Genomic DNA, 18,244 nt, shown 5'->3' with positions numbered 1-18,244 from the left:
CTGAAGTGCAACACCTTGGTTTCAGTGGATGAGTGATGAGTGCTGCGTGGATTTCAGGAGTAATTCTCGATAGACCACGAGCGGTGATCGTACGCCCAAGCCCTTTCGGGGTCTGCCGTTGATCTGATCGGCGATGGCATCGAGTTGTTCTTGGCTGTGGACCGAGAGGTCGGTGCCTTTGGGCAGGTACTGCCGTACCAAGCCGTTCATGTTTTCGTTGGAGCCGCGCTGCCAGGGGCTGTGCGGGTCACAGAAGTACACCGCGATGCCTGTGCGTTTGCTCAACTCCTTGTGCATAGCCATCTCCCGGCCCTGGTCATAGGTCATGCTCTGGCGCATTGGTGCGGCGATGCTCAACAGCTTGTCGGTGAAGGCTTGCATCACGTTGGCGGCGCTGGCTGGCTTGAAGTCGGGCAACTTGACCAGCATCACCAGACGGCTGGTGCGCTCGACCAGGGTGCCCACGGCGCTGGCGTTGGCCGCACCTTTGATGAGGTCACCTTCCCAGTGACCGGGAAACTGCCGGTCTTCGATCTCCGGTGGGCGCAGATGGATGCTGAGCATGTCCGGGATTTGTCCGCGCCGGTCCTGGCCTTTGCTGCGTGGCACGCGCTTGTTGTGCGCGTGTCGCAAGGTCGCGATCAGCTCGCGCTTGAGCTCGCCCACGGGCTGGGCGTAGATGCAGTTGTAAATGGTCTCGTGTGACACGCGGTGCTCATGGCCTTTGGGGTACACCGCTGCCAGTGTCAGGGCAATCTGCTCGGGTGACCACCGCAGGTCCAGAAAATGACGGACGATCCCGAACAGGAGGCCTTCACAGTGCAGCTTGTGTGGAGGGCGGTTCAGCCTGCGCCGCCGCTGGACAAAAGCTCGCGCTGCGGCACTGCCATAGCCCGCTGGCGATCGATTGCGAGACAGCTCCCGGCTGATGGTGCTGGGCGAACGAGACAACACTCGCGACATCGCACGCACACTGAATTTCTGGTGGACCAAACTGGCCAGCGTCACGCGCTCTTCAGGCTGGAGTTGCTGGTAACGCTTCGGTGAAATGCTCTGCATGCGCGAACCTTACTCGGTAGCAGGTGTTGCACTTCAGGTTTGAATCCGCCGAGGATAAGGACATGGACTCCTCGTCGATGATGGTCATCGAATCCAGAATTGGACTCAATATGCTGTCAACGGCCCCATAGACATCTACAGGGGCTACAACCACCGAGCAATTTGCTAGCTGGTCCTTGCTGAGGCTACTGAAGACAACGCCTTCTCCGCTCGCGCGTTGAAGGTCAGAAGTGATTGATTTCACCCACGGATAAGTAACCCCGATGCCAGCAAATCTGCTTCGTATTGCACAGAGGCCACGTCCTATCCCGCACTTTTCTTTCGCGATGTTGCAGTCTCCGACTGGCGCCCTGACGCTGAACAGGACATCCTTGGCATCTGCTGTCCGGCGAGGATTGGGCGAATAAATTCGAACGGATGGGAATACTGAATTGAAGTCAGCGCTGCCCTGAAAGAAAGGCAATCCATCCATTTTTTCGTTCAGCTCTGAGCCCGGTGGACTTTGGCCCATAGAGAAGTGGAAAGCTTCGGCGAAGGTCTGCACCTTCCACCCCCTCGGAATCAACCCCAACTCCGACTCCTCAAACTCACTCGGGAACAGCGCCGCCGTCTCGGCATCCATCCCCTCCGGCTCGCGGCCTTCCATCTTGGCCCGCACCGGGTCGAAGTCGATGAACCAGGATTTGAAGAGGGCTTGAGCGATGGCTTCTAGGGTGGCGTTGGTTTGGCGAATGAGGCGCAACTGGTCATCGATAGCTTCTCCGATATCTGCAATTCGCTCCTGTTCCTCAATTGGTGGAACAGCCACAGGAAATGAACGAAGTGTGTCGGAATTTAGTCGCCCGGTACCATGACCTGCCGAGTCCACCTGATCATGCAATCTATCGTGATTACCCACTAGAAGGTACGGCAAAAATCGACCTGAGAGTCCACGCTTCGGCAGAACAGCCTTCACATCCTGATTGAACGTTGCAGCAGTGCCCAATCGACAGATCGGCACCCGCTTATGCAAAGTCATTCCTCGTGATAAGAGCAGGACTGTCCCCGCTGGGACTAACCGCGAGGCAGCAGCAACGCCAGCCTCAGTAAGGTGATCTTCGGAATCTTCGATCCAGAATTCGCCCATATCTTTCGCCGAAACCCATGGAGTTGGGCCGCCCCAATACGCCGCGTTCAACTTTGAAGGAGTATTTCCCGAAATAAACGTTACGAAGTCTCCAAGGGGCCGCAATTCAGACGACATACCCCATCCCCCCCAGCTGCTCCCGAATCACCGCATCTAGTTCCGCCCCCTTCGCCATCTGCTCCGACAGTTGCGCGGTCAGCCGCTGCATCTTCTCCGCGAACACCTCGTCGTCGTCATCTTCGGTGACCGCACCCACGTAGCGTCCAGGTGTAAGCACGAAGCCATGCTTCTCCACGTCGGCCATGGAAGCGCTGAAGCAGAAGCCGGGTTCGTCGGTGTAATCGCCGCCGTCGCTGAACTCGGTGCCACGCCAGCGGTGATAGGTCTGCCCGATACGTTTCAGATCATCGTCTGTGAATTCAACCTGGGTGCGTGAGACGCGACCGTTCGCAGCCTTGCGGGCGTCGATGAACAGAATCTGCTTTTGCCGGTCGGTGCTGCCATTGATGCCGGGGGTCTTGTCCCGCGAGAGGAGCCAAACACACACCGGAATCTGGGTGTTGCTGAACAACTGGCCCGGTAGGGCAATCATGGCCTCGACCACATCGCCCAGCACCATGCTCTTGCGAATCTCACCCTCACCGGACTGCTGCGAACTCATGCTGCCGTTGGCAAGCACGATGCCCGCACGGCCACGGCTTGAGAGGCGGGCCAGCATGTGTTGCAACCATGCGTAGTTGGCGTTTCCCTTGGGCGGAATGCCATGTGCCCACCGGGGGTCTTCGCCCAGCTTGTCGCCGCCCCAGTCGGAGATGTTGAACGGCGGGTTGGCGAGGATGTAATCCGCCCTCAGGTTCTTGTGTTGATCGGCCGTGAAGGTGGAGCCGTAGGTCTCGCCCAGGTTGCCTTCGAGTCCGTGGACCGCGAGGTTCATGAAACACAGGCGGCGGGTCTGGGCCATCAACTCCTGCCCATAGACGGCCAGATCGCCAGCCTTTCCAGTCTGCCGCTGGTGGGCGTCCTTGAACTTCAACGACTGCACAAACATGCCGCCCGAGCCGCAGGCGGGGTCATAAATCTTGCCTTTGAAGGGCGCGAGGATTTCGACCAGCAGGTTGACCACGTTCTTTGGGGTGTAGAACTCCCCGGCGCGGGCGCCCTCGTTCAGCGCGAACTTACCCAGGAAGTATTCATACACCTCGCCAAACACGTCGCGGCTACCGTGCTTGGTGGGGTCAAACTTCAACTGAGCCACCTGGCCCATGAGTTCACCCAGCTTGCCTTCGCCCAAAGCGAGGCGGGAGAACTCCCGATACAGCACCCCTTGCAGGGAAGGGTTCTCCTGCTCTATGAGGCCCATGGCGCTGTCCAGCACCTGAGGCAGGTTGCCCAGCGATGCACCTTTCAACAGCGACGAGAATCGGGCGTTGGGCGGCACCCAGAACACGTTGTCTGAATCGTAGAAGCTGCGGTCGTCAATGAAGATGGCCTCGCTTTCTTTGCGAATCTCCTCGTCATCAATGAACAACTCAGAGTTCGGATCAGCAAGCCGCTTGCGAATCACATCGCCCTGCGCCTCGAACATGTCCGAGACGTACTTCAGGAACACCAGCCCCAGCACGGGGTACTTGTACTCGGCAGCAGACACCGACCCGCGCAGCTTGTTGGCGGTGTCCCAGAGAGTCTTCTTGAATTCTTCGTTGGTCATTTATTTTTGAATTCCGTACTGCTTCTTGAGTGCTTCCAACCGACGTTCATCGCGCTCACTGAATCCACCGCTACCGAACAGTGGCTCATCATCGGCCCCATCGAGGCGCTCAACAGTCACAGTGAGAATTGCGTCGTCGGGCACCTCGGTGCCCCACGCGCTGAACTGATTTGGCGCGAGGCTCCACTTCGCCTCCTCACCGGGTTCGAGTCCACCTCGGATGGAGTAATTGAAGTCTTCGGATATCCAGGGCACCGAGCGACCGGGGCTGGCAACAACGCCTTTGAAAAAAGCACGGGCGACTGCTGAGTCCGTGCCGTTGACAACGGTCATCTCGATGACGGGCTCCTTCCCGGAGTACTGGCGTTCACGGATGTAGAAACGCGAGCGCTTGACCTCGAAACCCTTGAGCTTCTCTTTCGCAGCGATTGCGGCGGCTTGCTTTTGCAGAAGCTCAGTGATCTCGGCAAGGGCCTGCTCGCGCTCCTTGCGTTCACGTTCGGCCTTTGCTCGCCCCGCCTCAGCAATCACTTGCTCTGCTGTGAGGCCGTTAAGCTGCGCCATCGTGTTCGAGGCAATTTGTTCTGGATCGACGGAGCCTGAGAGGATTGAGGCGAAATCAAGAGAGCTGAAAGCGAGCACAGTCAAGGCTTCGTCGAATGCCGCTCGACGTTCCGGAGGCAGCGATTCTCGCGCCTTTTGAGCGCTCTGTTGAAGTGACTGCTCAGTGGTCGCATCGATCTTTGGCGCTGGTTTACAGCCCGCTGTCGCCGCTGCTGCTAGCAGCAAAACAGCCAGCGTCGTTGCTGCTTGGCATCCTTTAACGATCATCAATTTGTCTCCCCTTACTTGTGTTCGATCCGCAGTGATATCAGCCACACGTCTCATTTGGTGAGACGGGCATATCCGAAAACCCAAAGCGAGCCAGTGCGGCGCTCAGCGTCGGGCGTGAAACCTTGAAGTGCTCTGCCACCTCGCCCTTGGTCACCAGGGGGTCTCTGAGCATCGCTGCGGCCTTCCTCGCATCAGCCTGAGTCAGCTTCGGCTTCCGACCACCCTTGCGCCCCCTGGCGCGTGCAGCGGCCAACCCAGCGTTGGTGCGCTCCCGGATGATGCTGCGCTCGAACTCCGCGAGGCTGGCGAAGATGTGAAAAATCAGCTTGCCGCCCGAGGTGGTTGTGTCGATGGCCTCAGTTAAAGATCGAAAGACCACACCACGGTCCTGCAACCCGGTAATAGTCTCTACAAGGTCCTTGAGGGAGCGTCCGAGTCGATCCAGCCGCCAGACAACCAGAGTGTCGCCCGCACGCAGCGTGCGGAGGCACTGCGTCAGCTCAGGTCGGTCGCGAACAACGCCGGAGATGCGTTCCTCAAAGATTTGTTCACAGCCCGCAGCACGCAGCGCATCAAGCTGAAGCTCGGGGCGTTGGTCAGCGGTTGAGACGCGGGCGTATCCAATTAGCAAGAAAACGTGCCTTTGGGGTATGTAGATTTTTTACAGGATTGTTTTCAAGAAAACAAGTAGGAATCGGCAGTTCTGAGGCACTTCGGACCTATTGCAAGAAAACGGTGGTTTTCTGCTCCTTGCGGCGCAGCAACGCCACCGCGCAAGGGGGCACAGTAGGGCTACTGGGGAGGAGTGTGCGGGCATCGTCGGCACCGAGTTGCAAGCCAGAGAGGTTGCCCAACGAACCTGCGAGAGAGTGCGGCGCTCGGGAGAAGTCCTGCGGCAGCGCAACTTGACAGCATCGCAGAATTCAGCGATGGTCCGCCCATGAACCGATACCCCGGCGGCAAGGGCCTCTCGTTCCGGCGCATTATCAATCTGCTGCCGCCTCATGAGACCTTCATCGAAACCCACCTGGGCGCAGGCGCAGTCCTTCGCAACAAGCGTCCGTCCGGCCGCGACATTGGCGTGGAAATCGACGGTGCCGTGGTGGCCCGCTGGCAGGCAGCCTTCGGTGATCGGTATGAGGTCAGGCAGGACTGCGCGCACCGCTTTCTGAGCGAGTACCGCTTCACCGGAAACGAGCTGGTCTACTGCGACCCCCCCTACCTGCTCTCGACCCGCCGTGGCGGCCGACTCTACCGGCACGAGTACGAGTTGCAAGACCACGCGGCGCTACTCGACATCTTGACAAGCCTCCCCTGTCGGATTTTGCTTTCAGGGTACCCGAACGACCTTTATGATGATCGCCTTGGCGGGTGGAACACCTCAACGTTCCGAGCCAAAACGCAGGCCGGAACGGCGACCGAGAAGCTGTGGTTCAACTATGAGCCGCCGTTAAGCCTCCACGACACGTCGTATATAGGAGACACTTTTCGGGAGCGGGAACAGGTGAAACGGAGACTGGGAACGCTAAAGCGCAAGATTGTCGGCCTCCATGATAGGGAACGCCACGCGCTCTTACAGTGGGCCATCGCCGCGTTCGACCCACCTATTTGCACCTTGAGCGATCCGTCGCCCGCTTCCGCGCAGGCATTCGAATGACAACGCCACTTGAAACGCAGGTCCGGGTTCAGCTTCGCAGCCTGATGGGGTTCGACTTTCAAAATGCGATCGTTCTGCTGCTTTACCTCGTCCATGACACGCAGGGTTTTCAGGACCTCCGAAAAGTACGCGACGGTGGCTGCGATGGCTTGATCGAATCCGAGAAGCGGGCTATCGCTTGCTACGGCCCAGACGAGGCAAAGCTCAAAAAGCTGAAAACCAAAGTGGAGTCCGACTACGCTGCATACGCTGCGAAATGGCGAACTCAGTACCCACAGTGGCGCGTGTACATCAATCGCGATCCGTCGGCCGAAGAGACCTTACTTGTACAGGGTCTCCACACGGATGGTCAGTTGTGGGGCGTCATGCGGGTAATGGAAGCGGCGTCGAATCTTCCTTGGCATAAGCGCGTTCGGTTTTATCGATCATTGAAAATCGACGAAGATTTGATCGGCAGGGATTTCCTGCGTCCGATCATCGACGATCTCATGGCCGAACGTGTCGAAGGTGATGTCGGCGAATATCGCAAACGGGCACCAGACATCGAACGAAAAATCAGGGCGAACTACAGCCCCGCAGAGGTCGAACTTGAACTGAAAAGCAACGAGCTAACGTTTGAGCAACAAGCAGCGGCGATGGCTCTCCTCACTGCTTGCAGCGAAACCGACCTGAACCGAATCAAGGCAACCGTCGTTGAGCACTACAAGCAGACCCCTGCTGGGGCCACCTTCGGAGAGCGCATCGACGCTTTGGTTCAACGCTACCGCCAGCGGTACAACGCCGGAGACGACGATGGACTGACACTTTGCATCCGGGGCTTCGTACTCTGGCTTTTTGCTCAGTGCCTGCTTGGCGCAGAGCCATCGGAGGCATGAATGGCGCTTCTGCACCCAGAAAGCGATCTGACGATGAGCCTCGTTACCCTTGGAGCGGACATCTTGCGCCAACTTCATCGCCAGAAAGTCCCGGTCATCGTGGATGACCTTCTGGAGGGCCATCTGCGCGGTGATCGCCGCCGTACCCCTGCAAATTTCTTTGCTGCTCTCGACCTTCTGTACAGCGTTGGCTCGGTCGAGCGGGAAGGCTACCGAATCCGGCTCATGACGGAGGTCTCGCAGCCGGGACTTTTCGACCAGATAGCGTCGGAGGGCAACAATGCTTAAGCGCCTCTGGTCACCAACTGGGCTCCTGCGTCAGTCCGTGGAATTCCATGCGGGGCTGAACCTCATCGTGGGCCGATACTCAGGCAACAAAGAAGAGCGCGGAATCAACGGTATCGGCAAATCGTCCGCTGTCCGTTTGATCGACTACTTGCTGGTATCCGACACAGCCGAGCGCCGCTTCGCGGACGCGAAATATGATTTCCTGCGCGAGGAAAAGCACGAAATCTGTCTTGATCTCGAAGTCAGCGGGGTGTCCGTGCGCTTGCGTCGCGAATTCGCGGACGGTCAACACATCTTCATGCAGCGCGGGCATGAAGACGAATACGGTTACCGCAAAGACGAGGCAAAGCAAATTCTTGGAACCTTGTTCTTCCCATCCAGCGAAGAACGTCAATTGCCGGGCAATCGCTATCGGTCCTTGATGCCGTTCTTCATCAAGGACGACCTCAACAATCTGAAGCGCTACGATCCGGTCGGATTTCTGACGCACGGTGGTGCCAACAAGCGTGAACTGACGACGCTGAATCTGTTTCTGCTCGGGCTGCCTAATCAGCCACTGATCGTTCTGAGCGAAAAGCGAGACCGTCTCGAAGAGAAGCGGAAGCAGCGCGAAGCCATTGTGCAACAGGTGGAAAAATTCACCGGCAAGTCTTTGGGTGAACTCCGAACCGACCTTGCGACACGCGAGAAAGAAGTCGCCGCGCTCGAAGCATCATTGAAGGATTTCAATCTTCTCGACGATTTCAAGAAAGTATCGTCGGTGATTGCCGAACTCGACATCAAAATCAGCACGTTGCGTCAGCAGGTGGATCGAGCAGACCGACAGGTCGCAAAACTCCGCCATTTCACCAGCACCACGAGGGAAATCGACGTGGAGGATGTGGCTGAGCAATACCTCCTCGTATCGCGTGCGTTGGGCAGCGCGGTCAAGCGCCAGTTGGACGAGGTAATCGCGTTCCGTGAATCCCTCGCGGCCGAGCGCCTTCGGTTTCACGGCAAACGGATGAGAGAGCTTGATGAAGCGAGAAAAGGGGCGCTTGGCGAACTCACAGACTTAGAGGCCCAACGCGCCGGCCTCCTTCGTACAGTCGAAGGCGCAGGCGCAACGACCTCGCTTCGGGAAGCGTTCGAGCGCTTTGCTGAGCGCAAAGTACAAGTTGAACGTGTGGCTCAGGGCGTGGCAGATGTGTCGGACATGGACCGTCAGTTGACCGACTTGGGATTTGATGTGGACACCGCACGTCGTGATGCAGTCCAAGCGATCAATGGGGTCGAGACATTGATTCGCTCGATTCGCGAACTGTTTGTTGAGATCGTCGAGAAGGCGATCAGCCTCACGACAGACGGAGAGCGTGAAGGTGCGTATCTGGACATCGCAGCCAAACCCTCCGGATCACGTAATCAGTCGCCAGTCAGCATCGAGGTACACATTCCTCGCGCTGATGCGCTAGGGCATGCGCGACTGCGGCTTGTCGCCTACGATCTGACCGTATTCTTCCACGCGGTTGACATGCGCTTGCCCTTGCCACGTTTCCTTGTTCATGACGGTGCGTTCCACGGCATCTCAAGAAGGACTGTCGTCAGGGCGCTGAACTACATCTATGGGCGTAGCCAGCAGGACACGACCTTTCAGTACATCGCCACGTTCAACGAGGACGAACTGGCGGTTACGGCCGACGAACAGATTAGAGATGGAACATTCGACTTCGATCTAAACGATGTAACTGTCCTCACGCTCGGAGATTCCGAGAGCGAGATGTTGTTCCGGAAGGCGTTCGCTTAAGGAGCCACTGATCAAAGAGGTGGGATTCGACGGCTGGCACACCAACTGGGGCAATTGGATGGATCGTCACCTACCCATCTGACAGAGCAAATCGCCAGCTTTATGCCGGACGCGATGGAAGTGCCACGAGGCGTCCTGTGGATAGACCTGCTCTCGCGGCACTCCCAGTTTCCGCTCCCTTCGTTCGCTCCCGGCCTGCGGCCAGCTACCGCCAGCAGAGGGCTCCTTGCTGCCAGAGTGCCGCCGTGGGATGCTTGGCAAGCATGAAGACCTCGCCACCACTACGGCTCTTGAAGGTCTCCGGAGGTGGTGTGCGACCAACCCTTCCGGCTATTCCGCACCTTTCCTCAACCTATTCCGGACATATCCGGTTGTGGGCGCGGCTTACCATTGCCGCCTATGGCCTACACCAGCACCCCGGCGCGATCGCGCGCCATCGCCGTTGAAACCCTGGTGGCGGTACACGCCGGCCGCAGTCTCGACGATGCCCTGCCCCACGACGCGGACCCTTTTGCGCGCGCGCTGACCTACGGCGTGTTGCGCCATCGGCGACGGCTGGAGGCGCAGCTTGAGCCGCTGATGCAGCGTCCACCCCAGCCCGGCACGCCGCTGCAGGCGCTGTTGCTGTGCGGCCTGTATCAACTGCTGGAAATGGACACGGCCGACCACGCGGCCCTGAACGAAACCGTCAATGCCTGCGCACTGCTCGACCTGTCGGGCGTGCGCGGGCTCATCAACGCGGTGCTGCGCCGCGTGCAGCGCGAACGCCAGGCGGTCATCGACGCGGTACCCGCCGACCCCGGCGTGCGCCATTCCTACCCGCCGTGGCTGGTGCGCGCCATCGAGGCCGACTGGGGGGCAAACAGCGATGCCGTGCTGGCCGCCGGCAACGTCCAGGGGCCGATGACCCTGCGCGTCAACCGCCGCCAACAGACGCTTGAAGCCGCATTGGCAGCGCTCGCCGCCGCCGGCCATCCGGCACGCCCAGTGCCGGGCCTGCCCGATGCGCTGCGGCTCGAACAACCGTGCGACGTACGGCAACTGCCGGGCTTCGACACCGGCGCGCTGTCGGTACAGGACGCCTCGGCGCAGTTGGCCGTCGAACTGCTCGACCTGATGCCCGGTCAGCGCGTGCTCGACGCCTGCGCGGCGCCCGGCGGCAAGACCGCGCACGCCCTGGAACGGGCCGACGTCAGCGTCGTCGCCCTCGACCACGACCCGGCGCGCCTCGGCAAGATGCAGCACGGCCTGCGGCGCCTGGGCCTGCACGCCGAATTACTGTTGAGCGACGCTGCCGACGTGCGCCGCTGGTCCGACGGCAAAGGCTTCGACCGCATCCTCATCGATGCTCCCTGCTCGGGCACCGGCGTGATTCGCCGCCACCCCGACATCAAGTGGCTGCGCCGCGACACCGACCTGAAAGCCTTTGGCGACACCCAGGCGCGGTTACTGCGTCGGCTGTGGCCGCTGCTCAAGCCTGACGGCGTGCTGGTCTACGCCACCTGCTCGATCCTGCGGGCCGAAGGCGACGACATTGTCCGGGCCTTTTTGATGGAAACACCCGATGGTCGCCCTGCCGCCATCGCCAGCCCGGTGGGTCACGCCGAACGCTGCGGTCTGCGCATCGCGCCGGGCGACGATCACGACGGTTTTTACTACGCAAAACTGGTGAAAAAGGGCAGTCAGCGAACAGTCAAGAAGCCGCGTTAGACTCGCCCACGCGCACCAGCGTGGTGCATGTTGCGTCCGACCATTGGAGAAGGGGAATCAAATGAAAAAGTTCATCGCATTGGCAGCATTCACAGCCCTGCCGTTTGCAGCCAACGCCGAGCTGTTGGCATCGGTTGAAGGCTACGCTTCGTTCAGCGAATTTGATGCTGGCGGGGCCAAAGAAGACAGCGACGGCTTTGGCTTGCGCGGCCGCGTCAATCTGCCAGGCACCGGCCTGTTTGCCCGCGCCGAGTACCTGGATGAAGAACTCGACAATGGTGAGGACTACGAAGAAACCCGCCTTGGCGGCGGCATGAGCTTTGGCGTCACACCCTTGCTCGACCTGACTGGCGAAATCCAGTACCTCGACTTCGACCTGGCCGGCACCGATCAGGACGGCTACGGCGCCTTCGTCGGTCTCGAAACCAACCTGCCGTTGGTCAGCGTTTACGGTCGCGCCGGGCTGGGCTGGCTCGACGACGCCGACATGACCGAGCTGCTGTTGGGCGCGCGCGTCGGCCTTGGCCTGATCGGTATGTTCGCCGAGTACCGGATGCTGACGCTGGAGCCGGACGCCGGCGGCGACGTCGACAACGACGGCTTCAGAGTCGGCGTTCGCGTCGCTTTCTGAGGCGCCTTGCGGAAACACCAAGGGAGGCTTAAGGCCTCCCTTTTTTGTGCACGTCTGTCATCAATCCGTCATCGCACTGTCATGGTTTGGTGATGCGCCCGACCTAGCCTTGCGCGCAGATCCATCGGAGAGATGATCATGCGAATTGCCTATGGCGTGATGGGCTACGGTCGCGGCCATGCGATGCGCACCCTGAGCGTGCTGCCATCGTTGACCGCCGAACACGAAGTGACCGTGTTTGCCGGTGGCGATGCCTTCGACGTGTTGGCACCGCTTTACCCCACGGTGCGCATCCCCACCATCGGTTACCGCTACAACAAGGCCGGCGGCCACTCGGTGACACGCACGGTCGGTGAAAACGTTGCGCCGATGGCCGATCTGCTGTTTGGCGGGCACGGCACCGAGCAGGTTGAACGCGAGTTCCGCAGCCGCGACATCCAGTTGGTGATCAGTGACTCCGAGGCCTGGACCCACCGTATCGCACAGAAGCTCAAACTGCCGCGCATCAGCTTTGATCACGTGGGCATCATCGCCTACTGCAAGCCGCACTTTCCGCCTGACCTGTGGCTGTCGGGCATGCGCGATGCGATGGGCTATCGGCAACTGATGGGCATCCCCGAGCGCATCCTCATCGCCAGCTTTTACCCGGCCGAAGGCGCCTATCCCGGCGTCAAGGTGGTGGGGCCGATGCTGCGTGACGAGGTGAAGCGCCTCAAGCCGACCGATGGCGATTTTCTGCTGTGCTATTTCAACAAGGGCGAGCACCAGTACCGCGCCCACATCGACCGCGCGCTGCGGCTGCTCGACTGTCCGGTGGTGATTTACGGCACTCCGCATCGTGGCACCGTCGACAACCTCGACTTTCGCGCGCCCTCCAACGAGTGGTTTCTGCGCGACCTCGCCAGTTGCAAAGCAGTGCTGTCGACCGCCGGCAACCAGTTGATCGGCGAGGCGATGCACTTTGGCAAACCGTTCCTTGCCGCGCCGGAAGATGCCTTCGAGCAACGACTCAATGCCCACATGATTGAGCGGATGGGCATCGGCATGCGCGCCGACCTGAAGCGCCTGACCCCATCGGACGTGGACCGCTTTCTGACCCATCACGCCCAGTACCGCAGCCACATGCGCGACCACGCCGGTGACGGTCGCGCCGAAGCCACCGCCACCCTGCACCGCTACATCGCCGAGCTGGGCGCAGCGCGCCAGCCCACCCCGCGCGCACGACGTCCGCTGGGTCTGAAGCCCCGTCCGGCGACCTGACCGCCTGCCGCAGGTGTTGCGGCAGGCGGTCCGCATTCAGGGCCGGATCTCCTCAGCGGCTTACGCTCACCATGGGAGAACGTGGGCGAACTGCTTGGTCCTTTCCGATATGGGCTATTTTTAGGGCGCCCAAGCGCGCATTCGCGACGCCTTCAAGCCCGACCCGGAGCTGCTGCCAACATGATGCATCTGAAGTCTTGCCTGCCCCTGCTACTGCTGGCGACCGCCGGCCTTGCTGCCTGCGACCAGGCGCCGCCGACACGCGCACCGGACCAGCGGTCAGAGATTCCGCCGCCACCGCCGCACTCGGGCGTGATTGAAGCCCACTTTGACCGCGACGTTGCGCCGGGCGAAGACTTTTACCGTTACGTCAACGGCACCTGGCTGGCCGAAAACGAGATTCCCGCGGATCGCTCCAGCTACGGCGCCTTCACGGTGTTGGCCGACCGCGCCGAGTTACAGATTCGTGCGCTGCTCGAGCGCCTGGCCAAGGTTGACAAGCATGACGACCCGGAAGCGCAGCAACTGGCGTCGTTCTATCGCAGCTTCATGGACGACAAGATGGCCGAGGTCAAAGGCCTGAAGCCGGTGCGGGATCTGCTGAACGAGATTGACGCACTGGAGTCGGTCGATGCGCTGCCCAAATTCCTCGGCCAGTGGGCGGCCAAAGGCCTGCCGCAGCCGCTGTCGTTCTGGGTCGGGCAGGATGCACGCGACGCCACGAAGTACATTGCCTACCTGCATCAGGGCGGGCAGATCGGCTTGCCCGACCGCAGTTTTTATCTCGATGAAGGCGAGCGCTTTGACACCATCCGCGCCGCCTATGTCGACTATCTGGCCGACATGCTCAGCCGCATCGTTCCCATCGAGGATGATAACGACGGCAAGAAGTCCCGAAAGGCCGCCGAGGCCGTCATGGCCCTCGAAACCCGCCTTGCCGAGGCACACTGGACGCGCGTCGAGTCCCGTGACCGCGAGCGCACCTACAACCGTTTCAGCCTTGACGACACCAACTCACTCACCGACGACTTCGACCTGCGTGCCGCGCTCACCGCGGCCGGATTGGACGGCAGTGACGCGCTGATCGTCATGCAGCCGGAGGCGATCACCGAGCTCGCGGCCGCGCTGGGCGACACCGAATGGGACACCGTGCAGCACTACCTCGTACTGGGTGTGATGCGCGAGTTCGCTCCGGCGTTGTCGGCCGACCTAGTCGAAGCGCACTTCGATTTTTACGCGCGCACCCTGCGCGGCGTCAGCGAAAACCGGCCACGCTGGAAGCGTGCCGTGTCGGCGGTCGAGTCATCGCTAGGCGAGGCCCTGGGCAAGCGTTACGTCGAAGAGCACTTCCCTCCCGAGGCCAAGGCGCGCATGGAACGTCTGGTCGATTACCTCACGCAGGCCTACGCCAAAAGCATTGCCGAACTGGAGTGGATGGGCGAAGACACGCGCAAGAAAGCGCTGGAAAAGCTCGGCAAGTTCAACACCAAAATCGGCTACCCCGACCAGTGGCGCGACTACTCGGCGCTGCAGGTGCAAGAGGGTGATCTGGTCGGCAACCTGCGCCGCGCGGCAGCCTTCGAGGCCGAGCGCCAGCGCGGCAAGATCGGCCAGCCGGTGGATCGCGACGAGTGGTTCATGACGCCGCAAACCGTCAACGCCTACTACAACCCGACGATGAACGAGATCGTGTTTCCGGCTGCCATTCTGCAGCCGCCGTTCTTTGACCTGGACGCCGAAGACGCCATCAACTTCGGCGCCATTGGTTCGGTCATCGGCCACGAGATTGGTCACGGCTTCGACGACCAGGGCTCCAAATATGACGGCGACGGCAACCTCAAGAACTGGTGGACCGAAGAAGACCGCAATGCCTTCGACGCGCTCACCGCACGTCTGGTCGAGCAGTACAACGACTACTGCCCGTTGGACGGTCATTGCGTGAACGGCGCGTTGTCGCTGGGTGAAAACATCGGCGACCTCGGCGGCCTGTCGATTGCCCGCAAAGCCTATTTGCTGTCGGCCGGCGAGCTGCCGCCGCCGATCATCGACGGCTGGACTGCCGAACAAAGACTGTTCATTGGCTGGGCCCAGGTGTGGGCGCGCAACTTCCGCGAAGAAGAAATGATCACCCGCCTGAAAACCGGGCCACACGCGCCGGACGAGTTCCGCACCAATGGCATCGTCCGCAACATCGACGCGTGGTACGACGCCTTCGACATCGACGAGACCGCGCCGCTCTATCTCGCACCCGAGGCACGGGTGAGCATCTGGTAGCGCTCAGTCAACCAGTGGCGCGTCGCTGCGCGGTCGCCAGCGGCGCGCCGCGATGTCGACCCGGTCATTGCGAAACACGTGTCCTTCGGCCACCAGCATTGACCGCTGTTCGACATGCGCCGGGCTCACCTTCGGCAGACCCAACATGCCGTCGTTGCGCAACACGCGATGCCAGCCCTTGTGCTGCGCCAAACCCTCGGAAAGCAACCGCCCGACCCAGCGCGCGCGACCGGGAAACCCGGCCTCAAAAGCCACCTGTCCGTAACTGGCGACGCAGCCAGGGGGAATGGCGGCAATCACCTTGAGCACCTCGCGGCGCGCGGCGGCGTTGTCGAATGCGTGACCCCGGTCGCGCGCCATGCCCTGCCGCCTGCTGCGCCTACTGGAAGCGACCGCCGGTAATCAAACCGCTGTCGTCCAACTCGGCAAAGAAGCGGCTGTTGTCAAAGCGCAGCTCCTTGGTGGTGATGTCACCGGGCATCACCAGTTGCACGTCGGGATAGCGCGAGCGGAACTGGTCTGGCGTGGGCCGCAGGTCGATGAAGGCGGCGAAACCTTCCATGTCGGTGACATGGCCCGGCTGCGATGTTGTGCTCATCTGTTCGACCTCATCGACTTCAGTCGTCGCCCACGGCCATTGGCCGTTGGCACACGCACCCAACGACAGGGCCGCAGCCAACAACGCGACGCGGGTGACGCTTGGAAAATTGATCGGGTTCATGACTGTGCGGTCTCTCCAGCCTGTGGCGCCTGCATTTTTGCGGGCAGTTCGATGCGCTTGGCGGAATAGCCGCGCGCCTCGGCCCAGTCACGCAGGGCGTAGCCGGTGCCGGCCGGCCAGTAGTGAAGGTTGTCGAACGGCACGTGTTTCCAGTCGGCCAGTTCTTCGTTGAGCCGCACCGTGCCGGTGGCGGGCACGTGATAGGCGATGATCAACTGGTTCATGCGGTGAAACTCGTAAAGCCCGACAAAATGCGCGCCCTGCGGCGTCAGGCCCAGCTCTTCCTCGACCTCGCGCTGCACGCCATCCTCAGGCGTTTCGCCGCGCTCCAGAAAGCCGGTGATCAGCGCGTAAAACGATGCCGGCCACGCCACGTTGCGCGCCAGAATGATCTGCCCTTGGTGCTCGACGATGGCCGCCACCACCGGCGTCGGGTTGTCCCAGTGCACGAAGCCGCAGCGCCGGTCCGGGCAGGCCAGCCGGTCGCGGTCGCCCTGAAACGACAGCTCAAGGGGGGTGGCGCATTGCGGGCAGAAGCGAAACGGTTGGGACATGGGGCGGCTGCAGGTCGGGTCGGGTCAAGGCTCAAGCATACCGCCGCCGCCAGCGACGCCAGACAAATCCGTAGATCACGACGTTGATCAGCACCAGCGCCAACGCGAGTCCGAACTGGTGCGTCGGCGTCAGACCGGCCGGGTAAATCAGCGACACCAGGTAGTGATCAATGAAGCCACCGTCATACCCCGCCTGCCCGGCGCGGTCGCGAAAGTAATTCTCCAGCGGGGTCAGCGGACAGATGCCGTGGCTGAGTTCAATCCAGATGCCCCAGCCCAGCGCCGGCAGATGCGCCCACAGCATCCAGCGCCGCCACAGCACCGCCAGTCCGCCCAGCACCGCCCACACGATGAAGGCGAGGTGGATAACCAGCACGGCGTCGGCGGCGAGGCGGATGATCATTTGCCGATACAAAACCCGGCAAAAATTCGCCCCAGCAGATCTTCCTGGGTAAAACGCCCGGTGATTTCGCCCAGCGCATCGTGGGAGAGGCGCAGTTCTTCGGCCGCCAGCTCGGCGAAGGCTTGTTGGCCCAGGTGATCGCGTGCGCGGGCCAGGTGTTCGGCTGCGCGGCGCAAGGCATCGACATGCCGGGTGCGGGCGGTGAATAAGGGCTCCTCGGAGCCGGTGAGCCCGGCGTGTCGATGCAGCGCGGTGACCAGCTCGGGAATGCCCTGCCCGGACTTGGCAGCCAAGCCCAGGGTTGGCAGCGCTGCGTCGGCTCGCCAGCCCGGCTCGCCGCCGCTCAGATCCACCTTGTTGGCCAAGCGCCAGCAGGGGCGGTCATCTCCCAGGCGGGCCAGCAGCGCGGCATCGTCCGCACTCATGCCCTGTCGGTCGTCGAACAGAAACCACACGAGGTCGGCGCTTTCGATGGCCTTCCAGGCACGGCGGATGCCCTCGGCCTCAATGGCATCGTCAGTGTCGCGCAGGCCGGCGGTGTCGATCAGGGTGACCGGCAGGCCATCGAGGGTGAGGTGTTCACGCAGCACATCACGGGTGGTGCCGGGCACCTCGGTGACGATGGCCGCATCAACCCCGGCCAACTGGTTGAGCAGGGTCGACTTGCCGACATTGGGCGCGCCGCTGAGCACCACCCTGAGTCCCTGTTGCAGCACCCGGCCGCGCTGGGCGTCGGCCAGCAACTGGACGAGCGCATGGTCGAGCGCCGCAAGACGATCGTGCAGCCCGGCGTCAGCCAACCAGTCGATGTCTTCATCGGAGAAATCGAGCGCCCCTTCGACGAACACGCGCGCCGCGACCAGGCCTTCAGCCAGCGTTGTGATGCGTGTGGAGAAGCGCCCTTCCAGCGACTGGAACGCAGCCTTCGCGGCGCGCGCCGACCCGGCATCGACCAGATCAATGATGGCTTCGGCCTGCGCCAGATCGAGCTTGCCGTTGACAAAAGCGCGCTCCGAGAACTCACCGGGCCGGGCAACGCGGGCACCGAGGACGCAGGCCGCGCGCAGCAGGCCATCGAGTGCGGCGGCGCTGCCGTGGCCCTGCAGTTCGACCACATCCTCGCCGGTGAACGAGGCGGGCGCCGTGAAGCACAGCACCAAGCCCCGGTCGAGCGCCTCGCCATCGGCATCGCGAAAAGTGCGCAGCGCCGCCGTGCGCGGCGACGGCAATTCGCCGGTCAGTGCGGCAGCGATCTCGAATGCTGCCGGTCCGGACAACCGCAGCACACCCACGCCGCCCCGCCCCGGCGCGGTGGCCACCGCAGCGATGGTGTCACCGGGCGGGCGGCGGCGCGGGTTCAT

The 18,244-nt window shown here is 61.6% G+C and carries 18 protein-coding genes; 8 read left to right on the top strand and 10 right to left on the bottom strand.

Features of this window, described 5'->3' with window-relative positions; translation table 11 throughout:
• Window positions 1-21 precede the first annotated feature (21 nt).
• The 5 genes from U741_RS0105870 to U741_RS0105850 are packed head-to-tail and all read right to left on the bottom strand — an operon-like array spanning window position 22 to window position 5,358.
• Window positions 22-1,059 carry an IS30 family transposase gene (locus U741_RS0105870; RefSeq protein WP_029889553.1) on the bottom strand — a complete coding sequence of 346 codons (1,038 nt, stop codon included), beginning with the start codon at window positions 1,057-1,059 and terminating at the stop codon, window positions 22-24.
• On the bottom strand, window positions 1,016-2,302 hold the full coding sequence (locus U741_RS18285; protein ID WP_084154684.1) for a restriction endonuclease subunit S: 1,287 nt from the start codon (window positions 2,300-2,302) through the stop codon (window positions 1,016-1,018). Before U741_RS18285 ends, U741_RS0105870 begins: the two co-directional genes overlap by 44 nt.
• Complete coding sequence (locus U741_RS0105860) at window positions 2,292-3,893, bottom strand: type I restriction-modification system subunit M (protein ID WP_029889551.1); 1,602 nt, start codon at window positions 3,891-3,893, stop codon at window positions 2,292-2,294. The genes U741_RS18285 and U741_RS0105860 overlap by 11 nt, the downstream gene beginning before the upstream one ends.
• Entirely contained in the window at window positions 3,894-4,724 is an 831-nt protein-coding gene (locus U741_RS0105855; protein ID WP_084154683.1) for a DUF6694 family lipoprotein, read from the bottom strand.
• A 40-nt stretch (window positions 4,725-4,764) separates the two neighbouring features.
• The gene (locus tag U741_RS0105850) at window positions 4,765-5,358 is read right to left on the bottom strand and encodes a recombinase family protein (protein ID WP_029889549.1); all 594 of its coding nucleotides are present in this window, start codon (window positions 5,356-5,358) and stop codon (window positions 4,765-4,767) included.
• A 309-nt stretch (window positions 5,359-5,667) separates the two neighbouring features.
• Between U741_RS0105850 and U741_RS0105845 the strand changes: the two genes are divergently transcribed.
• The 8 genes from U741_RS0105845 to U741_RS0105810 all read left to right on the top strand — a co-directional run bounded on the left by U741_RS0105845 (window position 5,668) and on the right by U741_RS0105810 (window position 15,205).
• On the top strand, window positions 5,668-6,384 hold the full coding sequence (locus U741_RS0105845; protein WP_029889548.1) for a DNA adenine methylase: 717 nt from the start codon (window positions 5,668-5,670) through the stop codon (window positions 6,382-6,384).
• Window positions 6,381-7,259, top strand: a complete 879-nt coding sequence (locus U741_RS0105840; RefSeq protein ID WP_029889547.1) for a hypothetical protein — start codon at window positions 6,381-6,383, stop codon at window positions 7,257-7,259. The genes U741_RS0105845 and U741_RS0105840 overlap by 4 nt, the downstream gene beginning before the upstream one ends.
• Complete coding sequence (locus U741_RS0105835; RefSeq protein WP_029889546.1) at window positions 7,260-7,547, top strand: hypothetical protein; 288 nt, start codon at window positions 7,260-7,262, stop codon at window positions 7,545-7,547.
• Window positions 7,540-9,330, top strand: coding sequence for a DUF2326 domain-containing protein (locus U741_RS0105830; RefSeq protein WP_084154682.1), 1,791 nt, complete (start codon window positions 7,540-7,542; stop codon window positions 9,328-9,330). The genes U741_RS0105835 and U741_RS0105830 overlap by 8 nt, the downstream gene beginning before the upstream one ends.
• 399 nt (window positions 9,331-9,729) lie before the next feature.
• Window positions 9,730-11,040 carry a 16S rRNA (cytosine(967)-C(5))-methyltransferase RsmB gene (gene rsmB / locus U741_RS0105825; protein WP_052378539.1) on the top strand — a complete coding sequence of 437 codons (1,311 nt, stop codon included), beginning with the start codon at window positions 9,730-9,732 and terminating at the stop codon, window positions 11,038-11,040.
• A 61-nt stretch (window positions 11,041-11,101) separates the two neighbouring features.
• On the top strand, window positions 11,102-11,671 hold the full coding sequence (locus U741_RS0105820; protein ID WP_029889543.1) for an outer membrane beta-barrel protein: 570 nt from the start codon (window positions 11,102-11,104) through the stop codon (window positions 11,669-11,671).
• 138 nt (window positions 11,672-11,809) lie between these two features.
• Entirely contained in the window at window positions 11,810-12,931 is a 1,122-nt protein-coding gene (locus tag U741_RS0105815) for a glycosyltransferase family protein (RefSeq protein ID WP_029889542.1), read from the top strand.
• A 180-nt stretch (window positions 12,932-13,111) separates the two neighbouring features.
• Window positions 13,112-15,205: a M13 family metallopeptidase gene (locus tag U741_RS0105810; protein ID WP_029889541.1), complete on the top strand. Its 2,094-nt coding sequence runs from the start codon at window positions 13,112-13,114 to the stop codon at window positions 15,203-15,205.
• A 3-nt stretch (window positions 15,206-15,208) separates the two neighbouring features.
• Here U741_RS0105810 and U741_RS0105805 read toward each other — a convergent pair whose 3' ends face one another.
• From U741_RS0105805 to mnmE, 5 genes are read right to left on the bottom strand one after another with little or no spacing between them, the layout of a single operon-like run.
• Window positions 15,209-15,565 (bottom strand): MGMT family protein, encoded by a 357-nt coding sequence (locus U741_RS0105805; protein WP_052378538.1) that lies wholly within the window; start codon window positions 15,563-15,565, stop codon window positions 15,209-15,211.
• A gap of 19 nt (window positions 15,566-15,584) precedes the next feature.
• The gene (locus U741_RS18280; protein ID WP_052378537.1) at window positions 15,585-15,926 is read right to left on the bottom strand and encodes a hypothetical protein; all 342 of its coding nucleotides are present in this window, start codon (window positions 15,924-15,926) and stop codon (window positions 15,585-15,587) included.
• A complete protein-coding gene (locus tag U741_RS0105795; RefSeq protein ID WP_052378536.1) occupies window positions 15,923-16,480 on the bottom strand; it encodes an NUDIX domain-containing protein in 558 nt (185 codons plus the stop codon). The genes U741_RS18280 and U741_RS0105795 overlap by 4 nt, the downstream gene beginning before the upstream one ends.
• 31 nt (window positions 16,481-16,511) lie before the next feature.
• Complete coding sequence (locus U741_RS0105790) at window positions 16,512-16,883, bottom strand: DUF2784 domain-containing protein (RefSeq protein ID WP_029889537.1); 372 nt, start codon at window positions 16,881-16,883, stop codon at window positions 16,512-16,514.
• Window positions 16,880-18,244 (bottom strand): tRNA uridine-5-carboxymethylaminomethyl(34) synthesis GTPase MnmE, encoded by a 1,365-nt coding sequence (mnmE, locus tag U741_RS0105785; RefSeq protein ID WP_029889536.1) that lies wholly within the window; start codon window positions 18,242-18,244, stop codon window positions 16,880-16,882. Before mnmE ends, U741_RS0105790 begins: the two co-directional genes overlap by 4 nt.

It is taken from the genome of Polycyclovorans algicola TG408, assembly GCF_000711245.1.
GTDB classification, from domain to species: domain Bacteria; phylum Pseudomonadota; class Gammaproteobacteria; order Nevskiales; family Nevskiaceae; genus Polycyclovorans; species Polycyclovorans algicola.
This window is presented reverse-complemented; position numbering and strand designations above follow the sequence as displayed.